Source organism: Chryseobacterium cucumeris, from assembly GCF_001593385.1.
Lineage (GTDB): Bacteria > Bacteroidota > Bacteroidia > Flavobacteriales > Weeksellaceae > Chryseobacterium > Chryseobacterium cucumeris.
Genome location: NZ_LUVZ01000001.1, coordinates 100,432 through 117,788 on the forward strand (window position 1 = coordinate 100,432; position 17,357 = coordinate 117,788).

A 17,357-nucleotide genomic window follows, 5' to 3' on the forward strand; every position below is an offset into this window, starting at 1 on the left:
GTTGTTAGGTGTTAGTAATTTTTTAATATACTTTCAAGTTCTGTGATGAGATCTTTCTGTGCCGGATTGATCCGTTTTTGTGCTTCTTCTGAAGCAAACCATTCCCATTGGTCCACTTCGGGAATTTCAATTATTTTGCCGGATTTGGGTGGCCATTCTAATGGAAAGCTATTGCTGTAAAGACCTGAAGTATCAATATCTCCTTCCAGGGCCCATGCATAAACTGTTTTTCCTCCTTTTTGTCTGATGGGTGATAATTCTATGAATTGGCCTTCTGCTGCTTTACCTGTTTCTTCTTTAAATTCCGTTAATGCCCTCACTAATGGATCTTCATCAGGAAGAATTTCTCCTTTGGGGATAGACCATGCGCCAGAATCTTTATTTCTCCAGAAAGGGCCGCCGGGATGAACCAGAAAGTAATATAGACTGTCTTTTTCTTTTTTAAAGAGCAGAATCCCGGAACTTGTTTTCATGGGTTTAAAGATTTGATTATTAAAGATATAAAAAAATATAATCAGATGATCAATAAGATCAGCCTTTCTTTTTAAACTGAGAGGGTGAAATTTGTTTGTACGTTTTGAATATTTTATTAAAGTGGCTGGCATCATTGAAACCCAGCCTGTCGGCAATTTCACTGATATTATAATGGCTTTGCAGTAAAAGCTTTTCAGCAGTCTTCAGCTTATGCTGTATGATATGCTGTTGTATGGAGAAACCTGTCTGTTTTTTAATATAAATGCTGATGTAATTGGGAGAAAGCATAAATTCTTCAGCCAGGTTCTCAATTTTCATTTTTTCAGCATCCAGAGCATTGACATTGATATAATACAGAATCTTTTCAATTCTGTTTAGATTTTGAGTGAGCCGGTTTTTTGCAGTAGCATTTTGCATCGTATTCCGGATAAGAATGGTCATGATACCCGAAAACAGATCAGTAGTTATCTCTTTGTTATAGGTATTTTTATGGCTGAATTCATATAGAAGAATCCGGGCAAGCTGTAAAAGATGGTCCCTGTCTGTTTTACTCTTAATCGCTGATTCATACACAAAGGAATGATCTTCCATCAGGAGCTGTACAGCCTTTTTAAGTTCATTGTTTTTGTTGGGCAGTAAGTTTTCCCAGATATATTGTTCTGTGAATTTTATATAAATGAATTTCGTTTTGTTTTTAATTGAAAATTCGTGGCCGTCACTTGGTCTGAGTAGAAATACATCCCCCTTTTTATACGGGAAAGTAATGCTGTTGAGGTGATGAAATCCTTTTCCGCTTTCTATGATGATCAATTCATAAAAATTATGATTGTGATATTCAACATCCCAGTTTTCCTTTTCAATACTGAAAACATTGAAAGAGTTGAAATTAACGATTCGTTTCATAGAAGAATGGATTTTTACAAATTTACCATTAATTTTTACAATATATACCAATGGATTATTGATGAATTTTGCCTTATCAATACATTCAAAATGAAATATATAAAACAATCAGTATTGCTGCTTGCCTCTGCAATTGTTCTGATGTCCTTTTCTGATCATGAAAAGGGTAAAACAGAAAAAAAGCAGCAGCATGAAAAACAGACCCGAACAAAAAAATACTGGCCCAATGGTGCTCAATTGGTTATTTCTGTTTCTATGCAGTTTGAAACCGGTGGACAGCCGGAAGGCGCTGAAAGTCCTTTCAGTGGAACTCCTCTTCCCAAGGGACAGCCGGATCTTCCCGCAGAAAGCTGGTACCGCTACGGAGGAAATGAAGGAATTTACCGTATGCTGGATTTATGGAAAAAATATGATATTAAAGTTACCTCTCATGTAGTAGGAAGTGCTGCTGAAAAGTATCCAGAAGTCGCTAAAGCTATTGCAAACGGAGGTCATGAAATTGCAGCTCATGGTTTTACCTGGGATAATCAGTGGAATAAAAATTATGCTGACGAACTGAATTTCGTAAAGAAAGGTGTGGATGTTGTAGAAAAGATTACAGGACAGAAAGCTGTTGGGTATAATGCCAACTGGCTGAGAAGAAGCCCGAATACACTTAAAGTATTACAGGAACTGGGTTTTCTGTATCATATTGATGATCTAAGCCATGATGAACCTTTTATAACTAAAGTAAAAGGAAAAAAATTTGTAGTCGTTCCTTATACGCTTCGTAACAATGATATTGTCAATATTGAAGGGAAACACTGGAGCCCGGAGCAGTTTTTGGCCCAGCTGAAATTTGAATTTGACCGCTTGTATGAAGAAGGAGCTTCCAAAAGGAGAATGATGAGTATCAGTTTTCACGACAGAATCGGTGGAACTCCTGCAATGGTGCATGCTATGGAAGAATTTATAAAATATGCCAAAGAAAAGCATGGCGTAGTCTTTATGAGAAAAGATGATATTGCGAAAATGGTGATGAACGATCCCGATACTCCGGTTGACAACAGCGAAGAAAAGTTTAATAAGTAAGGAAGCTGGAAGCTGGAAGAAGGAAGTTATCGAAGTCTGTAAAAACAAATTAGAGAATGATTGAAAAACACAGTAAAAGTGAATCACAGCAGATTTATATCTTCCAGCATCCGGGTTCCCGTTTCCATCCTAAAAAAAATACCTTTATGAATAACACAAAAACAGCCTATTTTTTCCTTCGTGTATCGATGGGAATTAACCTTTTGGGACACGGATTGGTTCGTCTCGTGAAATTGCAGGACTTTGCATCAGGAATGGTGAAGGGTTTTGAAACAAGCTGGCTTCCGCAGCCATTGGTGCACCTGTTTGGTGTCACTCTCCCATTTCTCGAATTTACAATCGGCCTTCTGCTGATCATTGGTTTTAAAACCCGTATTGCGGCGATGGCCGGAGCTTCTCTGATTATCCTGCTCCTTTTTGGAAGCAGTACTGTTGAAAACTGGGAAGCAATGGGCATTCAGATGATCTATGCAGGCCTGTTCTATATTCTGATCAGCAGAATTGAGGATAATTACCTGGCCTTGGATCGAAAATAAAAACAGTAAGGCTGAAAAAGTAAAGAATTATACCTGATTATTGTAAAGTTTTTTACTCTTGATCCAACCACAAAAGTCACAAAAGGTTTCATTTTAACACACCTAAGTTTGTTTAGGTAAAATGATATCGCTGGAAAGTTCACATAAGATGAAAATCTTTGATTTTCACAAAACTTTGGTGTACTTATTACACACAATGTTAGGCTCTGAAAAAATTGAAGTATTTAAAACTTTTGTGCCTTTTGTGGTTAAAAATGAATTCAATGCTGTATTTTTATTTTCTCAGCCAAATTATTTCCTGCTTTTTTACATTGGTCAGAGATTATGTTACAACTTCCTTAGATTCAGTTACTCTGTTTTTATAGTTATGCCCGAATTTTGTATCAGAAATAAAAGAAACTGAAAGTATTGGGTTTATTTTCAGTGAAATAGGTAACTCTCAAAATTTAAAAATGATGCAAACTATATTAGGAGCCAACGGCCAGATTGGTGAAGAGCTGGCAAGAGAACTGAAAAGGAATTATACTTCAGATATCCGTATCGTCAGCAGAAAGACAAAAAAAGTAAATGATACAGATACTGTTTTTTCCGCAGATTTATCAGACAGGGAGAAGGCAGTTGAAGCTGTGAAAGGAAGTGAAATCGCTTATTTTACCCTGGGACTTCCTATGGATACCCGTTTATGGGAAAAGCAGTTTCTGACCATCATGAAAAATGTTATTGAAGCCTGTAAAATCAATGGTACCAAGCTCGTGTTTTTTGATAACACCTATATGTATCCTCAAAATAATGAAGTTTTAACTGAACAAACCCGATTTGATCCTGTCGGAAGAAAAGGAACTGTAAGAAAACAGATGGCCGAAATGCTTTTAAAAGAAATGAAAGCAGGAACCATAGAAGCAGTCATCTGCAGAGCTCCTGAATTTTATGGTCCCGGAAAAACACAAAGTATTACCAACAGTCTCGTTTTTAATGCCATTAAAGAAGACAAAAAGCTGAAAGTCCCTTTAAGAGATGATAAATTACGAAGCCTGATCTGGACTCCCGATGCGAGCCGTGCCACTGCTTTGATCGGAAATACACCGGATGCTTACGGACAGACATGGCATTTACCTGTAGATGATCATAAGCTGAATTATAAAGAATTCATTGCGCTGGCTTCAGAAGTTTATGGGAAAGAACTGAAATATTCGGTTATTCCAAAGCTCGCCTTTTCAATCGGATCCTTTTTCAATAAAAATGCAAAAGAGCTATTAGAACTGCTTCCCAGATATCAATATGATAACCTGTTTGATGATTCAAAATTCAGAAAGAGATTCCCGGAATTTCCGGTAACTACTTACAGACAGGGAATTGAACAGATTAAAAAAGAACAGCAATCCGCAAAATAATCCTATCAAAATAAGTAACTTAGAGACACCATCACCAAAACCGAAGGACAAAATATTCCCCTCCTTCGGAGGGGTGGCGAAAATTCAAAGAATTTTTGACGGGGTGGTAAAAAAGAATAAAATGAAAACTCCAGAAAAAGTAACCTCCATCACAGCATTACACAGGTATCTGAATCTGAAAAGGCCGTCTAATCCTTTGATCAGTGTGTTTGATTTTAATGAAGTGACTATAGATCCGAAGACTGTTCTGAGTGCTGTGACCACAGATTTTTACGTGGTTTCCCTTAAAAAAGATTGTGCAGGGAGATGTAAATACGGACAGCATTATTATGATTTTGAGGATGGAATCATGTATTTTATTGCTCCCCATCAGGTATTACAGTTTGAAGATATTCTGCTTTCCGAAGTAAGAGGAAGTGTACTGGTTATTCATCCTGATTTTTTACAAGGTTATCCATTGGCCGCTATCATAAAGAATTACGGTTATTTTTCGTATTCTGCTAATGAAGCTTTGTATCTCTCCGAAAAGGAAGAAAAATCCGTAACGGATATCATGGATAATATCAGCAGGGAGATAGAAGCCAACATGGATAGTTTCACCCAGGATTTGCTGGTTTCCAACATTGATTTACTGTTAAAATACTGCGACAGATTTTACAACCGCCAGTTTTTAACACGGAAAAAGGTGAATCATGATCTTTTGACACAGCTTGAAACTTTACTGGATGATTATTTTAAAAATGAAAAACTGCTGATTGACGGGATTCCTACTGTACAATTTGTGGCAGCTCAGATGAATATCAGCCCCAATTATCTGAGTGATATGTTAAGAGTTCATACAGGACAGACCACACAACAGCATATTCAGAACAGAGTGATTGAAAAGGCCAAAGAACTGCTTTCCACTACTACTTTATCTGTTTCTGAAATTGCTTATAATTTAGGATTTGAACATCCGCAGTCATTTCACCGTTTGTTTAAAAACCAAACTACTGTTTCACCTTTAGAATTCAGAAAATCTTTTAATTAATCGTATCATGATGAAAAAAATATTGCTAATCGTAACAAATATAGATCAGTATGCCAGTGGTAACTTTAAAACAGGTTTATGGCTGAGCGAGCTTACCCATATATATCATGCGGCAAAGGAGAAAGGATGGCAGATCACCATAGCTTCTCCAAAAGGAGGAAATACTCCTGTTGACCCCGAAAGCCTGAAACCTCTGGTCCTTGATGGAATTTCAAAAAAATATTATGAAGATCCTGAATTCATGAATGAACTGGCCCTTACAAAAAGTCTCAATGAGGTAAAGAATGAATCTTTCGACTGCATTTATCTTGCCGGCGGACATGGAACGATGTATGATTTCCCTGATAATACTACTTTACAGACTATACTCAGAGATCAGTATGAAAATAATAAGATGGTTGCTGCAATCTGCCATGGAGTTGGAGGATTGCTGAATGTAAGGCTTTCAGGAGGAGCATATATGATTAAAGGTAAATCGATTACTGGATTTGACTGGTTTGAAGAAACCCTGGCCAGAAGAAAAAATGAAGTACCTTTTAACCTGGAAGCCGCTCTTAAAGAACGGGACGTACATTACAAAAAAGCATTTATTCCAATGACTTCCAACGTTATTGTTGATGGACATTTGATTACAGGGCAAAATCCTTTCAGTTCTAAAGAAATGGCTAAAGTAGTAATTCGTGAGCTTGAAAAATAAAGAGCGGGGATTGAAAGTACAATATATGTTGTAAGATAAAGTGAAAAGTAAAACGCAAAGCTTAAAAAAGTAAGCTTTTTAATAAAGTGAGCAAATGGTAGCGACTATGTCGCTGATGAAGGTTTGGCTATACATGCGCTCAAAAAGAATCAATTGCGAAATCTAAATAATTGATGAGAGACTATGGTATCCTATATTTAATTTTATCGGAGATAAAATCCTTGCGCCTTACAGCAGTTTTTTATTAATCATGTTGCGTCTTTGCGTTTTCCAAAAACATTTTATATGTAGTTTAAAAAAAATAAAAAAACGCAAAGTTTTAATGGTTTCAGATTCTTACTAAAAATGAGTAATGATAGTGTCAATACACTGCATCATTAATTTCCCCCCTGATGCCTCAAAATAAAGTAAACATTAAAATCTCTGCGTTTAATACTTTTTTACTGTTTTTATATTTGTTCTTATGAGAAGATCGATTTTGTTATCGTAATAAGGCTCATGGCAATAACCACCATTCCTACCACCACAAACATTTTCTTTGTCGGAAGTTTTGCCGTAAGCATTGCAGAAAACGGAGCGGTAAAAACACCTCCCAGCAAAAGCCCCAAAACAATATTCCAATGGTGGATACCTATCGTAAAAATAAAGGTAATAGCACTGGTAATGGTTAGTAAAAACTTTGCAACGGTAGAACTTCCCACTACATATCGGGGAATCCTTCCCTCTTTGATCAGCGTTCCGGTTACCAAAGGTCCCCAGCCGCCGCCGGCAAAAGAATCTATGAAGCCGCCTGCCAATCCTAATATTCTGAGATTGGTTCTGCGTTTGGCTTTCGCTTGTCCGGTTTTTTTATCTTTAAATGCATTGTTTAAGATATTAATTCCAAGATAGAGCGTGTAGCAGGCAATAATTGGTTTTACGATGTGAGCATAATGTTCACCATAATGAGACAGTGTTAAAGCTCCGATAACAGAACCCACAATAGCCAATGGAAACAGCACCCAGACCATTTTTTTATTCACATTTCCCAATTTATAATGACTGAAACTCCCGGCCGCCGTGGTAAAAGATTCTGCGGAATGAATACTTGCGCTTACAACGGGAGGCGGGACATTCAGCAGTAAAAGGATTGTAGTACATATCACTCCATAGCCCATTCCCATAGATCCGGCGACAATTTCTGCCATAAAGCCCGCAAACAGCATCCAGTAAAAAATATGGCCATCTTTATTCAGAAAATGCTGAATATCATCAGATAAATTAAACTGATACACGACAAGGCCAAATAACCCGAAAAGAAGTAAAACACCAATGATGGCCAGATAAATATTGGCTTTTCTCTGGGCTGTTTTGGTGATACTGATCAGCTTTTGAATTTCCATATCCGGTTTTGCAGCAGCTTTTCCGTCGGACAGATATTCTGTTGTAATCTTATTAAGTTCTTTTACTTTATAATCGAAATCGCCTGTCAGTTGATTACGGATATGCTGCATATTGTCCAATACATGATCCATTTCGTCAGGAATCACTTCGGTAAAGGTTTCTCTTAATCTTTTAGCGATGGTTGGAGATTTTCCATTGGTGGAAATAGCTATTTTAAGACTTCCCTTTTTAACAATAGATCCTAAATAAAAATCACACAAATCAGGTTTATCCGCAATATTGACCAGTACACTTTTTTGCTGGGCTTTTTCTCTGATTTCTCCGGCCAGTTCAACATCATTTACTGCAATAATGGCCAGATCAGTACCATTAAAATCGTGGTCATGATATGCTCTCTCATGAAGTGTTATATTGGAAAACTGGTTTTGTAAAGTTCTGACCTCCGGAATGATTTCTTTGGCTACCAGTTTGATGGATGTTTCCGGTGAATTGCCTAGAACAGATTCCAGTTTTTCAAGGGCAACCTTGCCGCCGCCAATGATCAGAAGCGACAGGTTTTCAAGTTTTAAAAATATGGGATATAAAGAATTGCTCATCCTGATTACAGTTTTAAGTCATACGTAAAAGCGAGATAATACAGTCCTCCGATTTCAGGACCTGCTGCATACTGGAAGTAACGGCGGTTCAGCAGATTGGTAGCACCTATTTTAATATTTGCACGGATTTCAGGAAGCTTCCATGTTGCCTGTGCATCAATGGTGTAATAAGCGGGAATTTCTCCGGATGCTAAAGGACTTTCCCACATAAAACCGCTCTGCCATCTGGCTACAAGAGTAAATCCTATATTTTTAACAATCTCTCTGTTTCCCAAGCTTACATTTACCATCCATTTCGGAGTGTTGAAAGCTGTAATAAACAGGTCTGAAGAATTGTTGGAAGCCAGATCATTATAGGAAACATTGGTGTTGATATTGTAATTTCCTGTGATATTATATCGGATTCCTAAAGATGTTCCGTAGCTTTTGTAGGTACTGTTGCTGTTGGTATAAACCCTGTATCGGTCCTGTTTACTTCTGTCGAGCATTGCCAGCACGGCTGCATTGCTTCCTACTTGGCTGTTTTTAGGAACGGCTACTTCTACCTGCCCAAGGAATCCTTGGTAGATATTGTAATAAAAATCCCAGTCCAACACCAGTTTATTATTGAAAAAAGTAGATTTGTACCCTACTTCAAACGAATTGATTTTCTCCGGCTGTAACTTCTGCAGATTGGCTACCGCTAAAAGTTGCTTATTATCCTGGGCTGCCTGAGCCTGGGTTTTTCCTGCGTCAACATCAGCGTTTACTGCTGAGGTAAATTTATCGATGGATGCCAGCGTATAAGAGTTTTCCAGATAGCCTAATCCATCATTCACTTTTGAAAGTCCGCCTACTCTTCTTACATTTCCGTTATTCACGAATGAAAGGGCTTCAAATAAAGATGGAAAACGATAGCCGTTTTGAAAAGAGGCCCGGAAATTATGCTGTTTTACTGGGGAATACACTACACTTATTCTTGGATTTAGTTTGGCTTCAAATTCCGGGTTTCTGTCGATCCGTAAAGCGGCATTAATTTTTACTTTATCATCGAAGAAAAGCCTGGTAATCTGTGCAAAAGCCCCATATTTCTGATAGATAACATCTTTTCCGAAAGTACCATTGGCTAAAGGAATGTTTCTTTCATTCACGGGACGGTTAAAATCAACAAAGTTATTTCCATCCGGAGTAATGCTGTACAAACGGTAATCTACTCCTGCAAGAAGGTTGAATATCTTCACAAACCTGCTGAAATCATAGGTCAGTTCCCCCTGATAAAAGCGGGATTTCTGTTCAAGCTTGGCTCCTCCTGTTGCCGGAGCTCCTGCTACGCCTCCATTGGCCGAATCCCAGTTATTAATTCCGACGATGGTATTTTTCAACTGTTCGAAAGCAGCAGTTCCCGGTACTACCCTGTTTTTGTCGGCTTCCCGACGGGCAAGGATGAAAGCATCATTAAGATTGGTTCCGGCATTCAGACTGTTCTGAAGTGCGGTCTGGAATATATTTTTCCAGTTGGCATTGGAAAGATTCGTCAGATCAAGATTATCTGCCAAAGGTTTGAGATTATAAGAATCTCCTGTATTTTCTATGGATACATAAGCTCTGAAGGTTAATTCTCTTCCTGTCAGTTCTACTTTATGGTTCTGAACTGTGGCATTCTGCAAACGGATTTTATTCCCTCTCTGGAAAGTTCCGTCCAGCAAGCCGTAGCGATACACATAAGATGTTCTCCACTGATCTCCGAAACGATAATATAAACCTGCATCGAACTTGATATTTTTCACGTCAGGGCTTACCAGATCTTTTTCCAGATATCCTGTCCGGGAAACGTTGAATGTGGTTGGTTTTCCGTTGTAATCTACTTTTACAGCTACACGGTTGTTTCTTTCATCACCGTATTTATTCCAAAGATCTTCAGCCGGATTGTTAGCCAAAGCAAAGTTAGGATTGGCTGTTACCAATGAACCTGGATTCTGATCTGTCAGATTATTGGAAACCCAGTCTGTTCCACTGAAGTAAGAGGCATTAACTTTAACAGCAAAGTTCTTATTGATCACCTTTGCAAAACGAATGGCACTTTCTCCCAGAGAACTTATTTTATGATTGACATTGTCTACATGATTTACTCCGCCACGGAAATAAACACTTATCCCTTCAGAGGTAAACGGATCTTTGGTCTGTAAACTTGCCAGTCCGTTGATGGCATTCATTCCGTACAATGCAGAAGCCGCTCCCGGAGTTACTTCCATAGATTGAATATCCAGTTCTGTAGGTCCTATAGCATTTCCCAGCGGCACTCCCAAGGTTGCCGACTGTACATCTACTCCATCTACCAGCTGCATGAACCGGAAATTATTGGGCGAATTAAAACCTCTTGAATTAGGAATTTTCAACGTAAGGCTTGAGGTTAAAAGCTGTAGTCCTTTTACATTTTCCAGGGTTTCATAAAACGAAGCAGCCGGACTTTCCCTGATGGTTTTGATATCAATTTTTTCAATAGCGATCGGAGATCTTAATATTTTTTCCGGAACTCTGGAGGCAGAAATTACCACATCATCAATAATGGTATTCTGAGGGTTTAAGCCTATCGTTATTCTGTTGGAAGGCGAAAGGATTTCAACAGTTTGACTGCTAAAACCATCTTTCTGAACAACCACCCGGAATGGAATGGTAACTCTTGTTCTGATTTTGAAGTTACCCAACTGATCCGTGAATGCGTTATCCTGTGTATTTTCGATCTGTACTTTTACGGAGTCAAGACCTTTTCGTGTATCTGTATTTTTGATGCTTCCGCTAAGTTCTATAAGCTGCTGCTGAGCTTCTGCCAGGTTAAAAAATAGAAATGTAAATGCAATAATGCCTGCTTTTGGTAGAAAATTTCCCTGCTTTTTGTTTTTCATTTTTCTTCATTTTTTAGGTTGAGAATGAAGCTGCCTGAATTTTTAAATAAAACATAAAGTTTTTAAACCATTAAGAGTTGATAAGATTTTAAGGTATTTAAGAATGTTTCGCACTAAAGAACAGGTCTTAAAAAATCATATGATTTTACCTTAACTTTACTTAATAACTTTAATTCCTTAATGGTTTGATTTATTAAGTGGTGAACTAAGATGCCTTACTATTTCAAACAGCTTTGTTTGTATTGTTATTTGAGAATCAACAACACATACACATTCGTCCGCTTAAATGAAGAGGTTGAGTTTTTTTGTTTTTTTTCAGATCATAATGAAAATTAGTCATATAATTAATTTAAGGTATGTAAGTAACGGTATGAAAAATCACCAAATGTTTCCTCTGCAAGTCTTTTCTGTACGTAAATCGCGAAAAGTTCATCCAGAGTGGTCAGAATTTCTTCTTCACCAATATTTTCTTTAAATTTTGTATTCAGTCGCATTCCTAAGCGGTCTCCCCCAATGTGAAGATTATATTTCCCATAAGCTGTACCTACAAATCCGATTTCAGCATTGGGAGATCTTCCACAGCCATTGGGACAACCTGTCATACGGATCGTGATATCTTCTTCCAACAAACCATATTTTTCAAGGATAGGTTCTATTTTGGTGACCAGGGAAGGCAGATAACGTTGGGCCTCCGCCAGAGCCAGTGAACAGGTGTTCAAGGCTACGCATGCAACAGAGTTTTTACGTAAAGCACTTGCTCTGTCGGTATGTTCTGAAATTCCGTGCTCTTTTAAAATACCTTCGATTTCAGGCTTATCTTCTTCATCAATATCAGCAAGAATAAGGTTTTGGTTGCAGGTAAAACGGAAATTGGCTTTCCCTGTCTGTGCAATTTTTAATAGTCCCGATTTTAAAGGATATCCTTCAATATCAAGGATTCTTCCATGCTCTACAAATACGGTGTAAAACCACTTTCCTTCATGATTCTGTATCCAGCCGTAACGGTCTTTTCTTTGTGTAAACTTAAATTCGCGGGCCGGCTCAAAACTGAAGCCTGCTCTCTTTTCTACTTCAGCTCTGTACTGATCGATACCTAATTTATCAATAGTATATTTTAATCTTGATAATTTCCGGTCGCTTCTGTTACCGAAGTCTCTTTGTACCGTGATAATTTCGTACACGGCTTTCAATACTTTTTCCTCGGTATCCACAAATCCAAGGATAGAAGCAAGACGGGCATACGTGGCTTCATTTCCGTGAGTGGCACCTAATCCCCCTCCGGCAGCAATATTGTAACCTACAATTTTATCATTTTCGATAATCGCGATTAAGGCAATATCATTGATGAATACATCCACATCGTTATTGGGAGGAACGGCTATTCCAATTTTCAGTTTTCTCGGAAGATATCTGTCCTGATACAAAGGATCTTCCTCTGCTTTACGGTCTACCAGAAGTTCATCATCAATCCAGATATCATAATAAGCTTTGGTTTTCGGAAGACACATTTCACTGATTTTACCTGCCAGTTCGTAGGCTTCCTGCTGTAAAGGGGATTCCGAAGGATTGGCTGTACAGGTTACGTTTCTGTTGACATCTCCACAAGCGGCAATCGAATCCAGATGCTGAAGATTGAAACTTTGAATGGTAGGTCTTAAATGAGATTTTAAAATACCATGCAGCTGAATGGTTTGCCTGGTAGTCACTTTTATCGTTCCCGTAGAATGATCTTCAGCCGTTTCATTCAATCCTACCCATTGCTCCGGAGTTAAAAAACCACCGGGAAGTCTTAATCTGATCATATAAGAATACAGCCATTCCAGTTTTTTGGAGACACGCTCTTCCCTGCGGTCTCTGTCATCCTGCTGGTACATTCCGTGAAATTTGATCACAGTCTGGTCATCTTCTCTGATGGCTCCGGTGAAGTTATCTGCAAGACTTTCCTTTAAAGTTCCTCTGAGTCCGTTACTGCCGGTTTTAATTTTTTCTACCGGTGAAAGGTTCTCTTTATTGTTGTTCATAATTGTTTCCTTTAATTTTTACGACTACTTTTTAATACACATCTTTAGCATATCTGCCGCTCAGTTCCATTTCTTCCAGGTAGGTTACAGCATCATCTTTGCTGCGTTTTCCTTCAGTCTGGATAATGGTGAGAAGCGTTTGTTCTACATCACGGGCCATTGGATCTTTAGCACCACATACATACACCGATGCTCCGCCTTCAAGCCAGTAAAATACTTCCTGGGCTTTTTGTTCCAACCTGTGCTGAACATATACTTTTTCAGCTGTATCTCTTGAAAAAGCGAGGTCTAAATGAGTCAGACTGCCTGTTTTGAGAAAATCCTGCAGCTCTGCCTGGTAAAGGAAATCGGATACAAAATTCCTGTCTCCGAAAAACAGCCAGTTTCTTCCTTCTGCACCTGTGGCATCACGCTCCCAAAGGAATGACCTGAAGGGCGCAATCCCTGTTCCCGGACCAATCATGATGATATCTTTATCCGCTTCCGGCAATTTGAAATGCCCTGCTTCCTGAATATAAAATTCCAACTCTTCTCCTTCTTTAAATTCACTCAGAAAGCCACTGCATAACCCATTATGTTTCTGATGGTCAATAAAGAATTCTGATTTAGCAACCGTAATATGAATTTCCATATCACCATGAGCTTCCACAGAGGAAGAAATCGAATACAGACGTGGTGCCTGAGCGGTTAATATCTGTAAGATTTCTTCAAATTCGTCTGCATTTTTTACAGGATAAATTCTAAGAAGATCAAGAAGGCTTAATCTGACTTCCGGAATGGAATGCCCTGTTATTTTTGCATATTGAGCCACTACGGATTTAAGTAAGTAACTGATGTTAAGATGCTTGAGTAGTAGTTCTTCCACAGTGTCTGTAACTTTTGCTGTTTCAACCTGTTTTTTAGGATTAATTCCTGTGAGTGTAATAATCTCATCTACAACCTCTTTTGAATTGAAAGGGATCACTCCCAAAGCTGCACCTGGTTGATAACTAAGCGCTTCTTCTGTTTCAATTTCAATATGATAGGTTTCTTTTTCTGAGGTAATATCGTTCAGATTGATAATGGCTGAAACTTTCCCCTGATATCTTTTTCTTCCGGCGGAAACTTTTGGGGCTGAAATATTTTTTGTACTCTGCCCCGCATTTTTATTAACTGTTTCAAATACATGCTCTATCCAGTGGGAAGCTTCCTGTTCGTAATCAATGTCACACTTTTTCAATGGAATAATACGCTGGGCACCTAATATTTCAAAGCGTGAATCGACATCTTCTCCAGTCTGGCAAAACAGAGGATAACTACTGTCTCCCAGTGCCAGAATTCCGTATTTAAGTCCGCTGAGATCAATTTCATTTTCATGAATATAATCGTAGAATTTTTTAGCAAGAGCAGGCGGTTCACCTTCTCCCTGAGTACTGATGACGACAAAAAAGAACTCTTCTTTGGCAAGATCTTTAGGCTTGTATTGGGAAAGGTCAGCCAGTTTTACCTGAATTCCTTTTTTCTTGATTATACCGGCCAGTGCAGTAGCCAGTTTTTTGCTGTTTCCGGTTTCTGTACCGTAAGCCAGTGTTATTTTCTTTACAGCATTCTGTGTAGTAGTATTTGTTTCCAGTGGTGGCAGAACGGCTGTAATTGATGAACCTCCGGCAATACCCGCAAGATATCCGCTTGCCCAGATGGCTTCGTCTCTGGATAGGTCTCCGGAGATTTGTTTTAATACATTTAATTTAGATTCAGACAGCATATTCAAAGAAATTTTGAGTAGTAGGGATTAGACTTCCGTTTTCTACTGATTTAAAATAAAGACCTTCCTGCTCGGCATTTTCAAGCCATGAAAATTCTTCATGCAGATTGACGATTTTGCCAACCACAACCAAAGAAGGGGAAGCAAAGTTTTTGTCTCCGAATTTTTCGTTAAAATCATCAAATGATGACGTGTACACCTTCTGAAAAGGCGTTGTTGCCTGTTCAATGACTGCAATTTTTTTATCACCTGAAATCTGAAGTGCTTTCAGCTTTTCCACAAGAGGAGTAAGATTTCCTTTAGACATATAGAAAACAAGGGTATCATTGGTGAGAGCAAGTTCTTTCCAGTACTCTTCAGTTACAATCTCTGATTTATAGTACGTCAGAAAACGAACGGATGTGGAATATCCTCTGGCCGTTAAAGGCATCCCTGCAAATGCTGCCGCACCTAAAGCGGCTGTAATTCCCGGAATGATTTCGTAAGGAATATGATTTTCTTTTAAAGCCTGTAACTCATCCAGAATATTCGAGAATATGGAAACATCCCCTCCTTTGAGTCTTACGATGGTTTTATTCTGGCGGGCATATTCCACCATTAAAGTATTGATATGAGACTGAGGGGTGGAAGCATTTTTGCTGCATTCTTTCCCTACATAAATAATTTCTGTGTCTTTATTGACGTAGGTTTCCAGAATCTCAGGACTTACAAGACGATCGCATAAAACAACGTCTGCTTCTGCGATTGCTTTTACAGCTTTTACAGTGATCAGTTCAGGGTTGCCGGGCCCTGCACCGATAAGGAAGACCTTTGGTGATTTTATATTTGTTTTCATTGAAGTAGTTGTTAATTAAGGAATTAGAAAAGTCCTTCTACCGACAGATATCTCTCTCCGGTATCGTAATTAATTGTCAGGATTTTAGCGTTAGGTGGTATTTCCGGTAAATGTTTGGCGATGGCTGCTAAAGCGGCTCCTGTGGAAACTCCGACAAAAAGACCTTCTTTTTTAGCTGCGTTAAGGGCATATTCATAAGCTTCTTCTTTGCCTACTGTAATCACTCCGTCTAAAAGGGTAATATCCAGAATGGAAGGAACAAAACCTGCTCCCAATCCCTGCAATGGATGTGGTGCCGGGTTTCCTCCGCTTAAAACAGGAGATAATTCCGGTTCTACGGCGAAAACTTTTACGTTTGGATATTTTTCTTTGACCACTTTTGCAATTCCGGTGATATGACCTCCGGTTCCTACTCCGGTAATGATATAGTCCAGACCATCCGGGAAATCTTTTAAAATTTCCTGAGCAGTCGTCTCAACATGAACTTTTACATTGGCAGGATTATCAAACTGTCTTGGAATCCATGAATTGGGTGTTTCTTCAGCCAGTTCATTAGCTTTCTCGATAGCGCCCTTCATTCCTTTTTCTCTTGGAGTAAGCACAAATTCTGCTCCGTAGGCTTCCATAATTTTACGGCGCTCTATACTCATGCTTTCAGGCATCACAAGGATCAGTTTATATCCTTTTACGGCAGCCACCAAAGCAAGACCTATTCCTGTATTTCCGCTGGTAGGTTCTATGATGACGCTGTCTTTATTTAATAATCCTTTGGTTTCTGCATCTTCAATCATCGCCAGTCCGATTCTGTCTTTAATGCTTCCTCCCGGATTGTTTTTTTCAAGTTTGATCCAGACTTCATGATCTGAACCGAAGAGTTTGTTGATTTTCACGACGGGTGTATTCCCAATCGTTTCTAGTGCATTCTGAAATTTCATATCTATATACTTTTTATTTTTGCTTTTTAAATCACAAAGGTTAATGATTCCGGTAATGAAGAATTATCCTTTATTTTTATTTCACTTTTGTGGTACACCAGAGAATTGGCAGGAACATCCTGTGTAACCCAGACATTTCCTCCGATAATACTTTCTCTGCCTATGGTAGTTTCGCCTCCCAGAATAGTAGCTCCCGAATAGATAATCACATCATCTTCAATATTGGGATGTCTTTTCTGATGGGCTTTTTCTTTGGAAACATTCAAGGCTCCGAGGGTTACTCCCTGATAGATTTTGACATTGTTTCCGATAACCGTTGTTTCTCCGATCACAATTCCTGTTCCGTGATCAATAAAAAAAGACTTTCCAATGGTAGCTCCCGGATGAATATCAATTCCGGTTTTGCTGTGGGCATATTCTGAGATGACCCTTGGTAAAATTTTCACTTCCTGACTCCAGAGCTGATGCGAGATACGATAGACATACGTGGCAAAAAAGCCGGGATATGCCAGGTATACTTCTTCCAGTGAGTCAGCAGCAGGATCAAATTCCAGAATGGATTTTGCATCCAGCACTAGCTGATCATAAATTTCTGGTAAAGCTTCAAAAAACCGATTAACCTGTTTTTCAGTAAGGGTTTTATCTCCTGTTACCGTATTGATAAGTTCTGAAAGTGTTTCCTGCAGAGCCTCAAAATTTCTTTTCAGCTCATCTTCAGTATTGTCATGCTGAGGAAGGAAAAGTGTTTCATACAAATCCTTCACCCACTTTTTAGTCTTTATTTTATCAAAGAATCCATGAATACTGTTTTGCTTAGTCTGATGAATTCTCTCTGTTAATTGATCGGAAATTGCCATTT

The 17,357-nt window shown here is 38.6% G+C and carries 14 protein-coding genes; 5 read left to right on the top strand and 9 right to left on the bottom strand.

The genetic code is table 11. The features are described from left to right. Window positions 1-11: 11 nt before the first annotated feature. Together A1704_RS00470 and A1704_RS00475 are read right to left on the bottom strand one after the other, a co-directional pair. Complete coding sequence (locus tag A1704_RS00470) at window positions 12-473, bottom strand: NUDIX hydrolase (protein ID WP_062669422.1); 462 nt, start codon at window positions 471-473, stop codon at window positions 12-14. A 58-nt stretch (window positions 474-531) separates the two neighbouring features. Next, complete coding sequence (locus A1704_RS00475; protein ID WP_062669424.1) at window positions 532-1,377, bottom strand: AraC family transcriptional regulator; 846 nt, start codon at window positions 1,375-1,377, stop codon at window positions 532-534. A 90-nt stretch (window positions 1,378-1,467) separates the two neighbouring features. Between A1704_RS00475 and A1704_RS00480 the strand changes: the two genes are divergently transcribed. The 5 genes from A1704_RS00480 to A1704_RS00505 all read left to right on the top strand — a co-directional run bounded on the left by A1704_RS00480 (window position 1,468) and on the right by A1704_RS00505 (window position 6,102). Beyond that, window positions 1,468-2,448, top strand: coding sequence for a polysaccharide deacetylase family protein (locus tag A1704_RS00480; protein ID WP_062671502.1), 981 nt, complete (start codon window positions 1,468-1,470; stop codon window positions 2,446-2,448). Between the two features lie 56 nt (window positions 2,449-2,504). Continuing rightward, the gene (locus A1704_RS00485) at window positions 2,505-2,984 is read left to right on the top strand and encodes a DoxX family protein (RefSeq protein WP_082798673.1); all 480 of its coding nucleotides are present in this window, start codon (window positions 2,505-2,507) and stop codon (window positions 2,982-2,984) included. Between the two features lie 455 nt (window positions 2,985-3,439). Beyond that, window positions 3,440-4,375, top strand: a complete 936-nt coding sequence (locus tag A1704_RS00495) for an NAD-dependent epimerase/dehydratase family protein (protein WP_062669428.1) — start codon at window positions 3,440-3,442, stop codon at window positions 4,373-4,375. Window positions 4,376-4,496: 121 nt separating this feature from the next. Beyond that, window positions 4,497-5,405, top strand: coding sequence for a helix-turn-helix domain-containing protein (locus A1704_RS00500; RefSeq protein ID WP_062671506.1), 909 nt, complete (start codon window positions 4,497-4,499; stop codon window positions 5,403-5,405). Window positions 5,406-5,412: 7 nt separating this feature from the next. Further along, the gene (locus tag A1704_RS00505; protein WP_238590558.1) at window positions 5,413-6,102 is read left to right on the top strand and encodes a type 1 glutamine amidotransferase domain-containing protein; all 690 of its coding nucleotides are present in this window, start codon (window positions 5,413-5,415) and stop codon (window positions 6,100-6,102) included. Window positions 6,103-6,563: 461 nt separating this feature from the next. Here A1704_RS00505 and A1704_RS00510 read toward each other — a convergent pair whose 3' ends face one another. The 7 genes from A1704_RS00510 to epsC form a co-directional block, all read right to left on the bottom strand. Then, window positions 6,564-8,081: a TSUP family transporter gene (locus A1704_RS00510; RefSeq protein WP_062669430.1), complete on the bottom strand. Its 1,518-nt coding sequence runs from the start codon at window positions 8,079-8,081 to the stop codon at window positions 6,564-6,566. A gap of 5 nt (window positions 8,082-8,086) precedes the next feature. Next, window positions 8,087-10,963 (bottom strand): TonB-dependent receptor, encoded by a 2,877-nt coding sequence (locus A1704_RS00515; protein ID WP_062669432.1) that lies wholly within the window; start codon window positions 10,961-10,963, stop codon window positions 8,087-8,089. A 344-nt stretch (window positions 10,964-11,307) separates the two neighbouring features. After that, complete coding sequence (locus tag A1704_RS00520) at window positions 11,308-12,984, bottom strand: NADPH-dependent assimilatory sulfite reductase hemoprotein subunit (RefSeq protein ID WP_062669434.1); 1,677 nt, start codon at window positions 12,982-12,984, stop codon at window positions 11,308-11,310. A gap of 31 nt (window positions 12,985-13,015) precedes the next feature. Further along, complete coding sequence (locus A1704_RS00525) at window positions 13,016-14,728, bottom strand: diflavin oxidoreductase (RefSeq protein WP_062669436.1); 1,713 nt, start codon at window positions 14,726-14,728, stop codon at window positions 13,016-13,018. After that, entirely contained in the window at window positions 14,718-15,563 is an 846-nt protein-coding gene (gene cobA, locus A1704_RS00530) for a uroporphyrinogen-III C-methyltransferase (RefSeq protein ID WP_062669438.1), read from the bottom strand. Before cobA ends, A1704_RS00525 begins: the two co-directional genes overlap by 11 nt. A gap of 23 nt (window positions 15,564-15,586) precedes the next feature. Next, entirely contained in the window at window positions 15,587-16,498 is a 912-nt protein-coding gene (cysK, locus tag A1704_RS00535; protein WP_062669440.1) for a cysteine synthase A, read from the bottom strand. A 26-nt stretch (window positions 16,499-16,524) separates the two neighbouring features. After that, window positions 16,525-17,355, bottom strand: coding sequence for a serine O-acetyltransferase EpsC (epsC, locus tag A1704_RS00540; RefSeq protein ID WP_062669442.1), 831 nt, complete (start codon window positions 17,353-17,355; stop codon window positions 16,525-16,527). Between the last annotated feature and the right edge of the window lie 2 nt (window positions 17,356-17,357).

Bases quoted from the DNA above. Each gene is read 5' to 3' on its own strand.
- A1704_RS00470 (WP_062669422.1), bottom strand. From the start codon at position 473: ATGAAAACAAGTTCCGGGATTCTGCTCTTTAAAAAAGAAAAAGACAGT.
- A1704_RS00475 (WP_062669424.1), bottom strand. From the start codon at position 1,377: ATGAAACGAATCGTTAATTTCAACTCTTTCAATGTTTTCAGTATTGAA.
- A1704_RS00480 (WP_062671502.1), top strand. From the start codon at position 1,468: ATGAAATATATAAAACAATCAGTATTGCTGCTTGCCTCTGCAATTGTT.
- A1704_RS00485 (WP_082798673.1), top strand. From the start codon at position 2,505: ATGATTGAAAAACACAGTAAAAGTGAATCACAGCAGATTTATATCTTC.
- A1704_RS00495 (WP_062669428.1), top strand. From the start codon at position 3,440: ATGCAAACTATATTAGGAGCCAACGGCCAGATTGGTGAAGAGCTGGCA.
- A1704_RS00500 (WP_062671506.1), top strand. From the start codon at position 4,497: ATGAAAACTCCAGAAAAAGTAACCTCCATCACAGCATTACACAGGTAT.
- A1704_RS00505 (WP_238590558.1), top strand. From the start codon at position 5,413: ATGATGAAAAAAATATTGCTAATCGTAACAAATATAGATCAGTATGCC.
- A1704_RS00510 (WP_062669430.1), bottom strand. From the start codon at position 8,081: ATGAGCAATTCTTTATATCCCATATTTTTAAAACTTGAAAACCTGTCG.
- A1704_RS00515 (WP_062669432.1), bottom strand. From the start codon at position 10,963: ATGAAAAACAAAAAGCAGGGAAATTTTCTACCAAAAGCAGGCATTATT.
- A1704_RS00520 (WP_062669434.1), bottom strand. From the start codon at position 12,984: ATGAACAACAATAAAGAGAACCTTTCACCGGTAGAAAAAATTAAAACC.
- A1704_RS00525 (WP_062669436.1), bottom strand. From the start codon at position 14,728: ATGCTGTCTGAATCTAAATTAAATGTATTAAAACAAATCTCCGGAGAC.
- cobA (WP_062669438.1), bottom strand. From the start codon at position 15,563: ATGAAAACAAATATAAAATCACCAAAGGTCTTCCTTATCGGTGCAGGG.
- cysK (WP_062669440.1), bottom strand. From the start codon at position 16,498: ATGAAATTTCAGAATGCACTAGAAACGATTGGGAATACACCCGTCGTG.
- epsC (WP_062669442.1), bottom strand. From the start codon at position 17,355: ATGGCAATTTCCGATCAATTAACAGAGAGAATTCATCAGACTAAGCAA.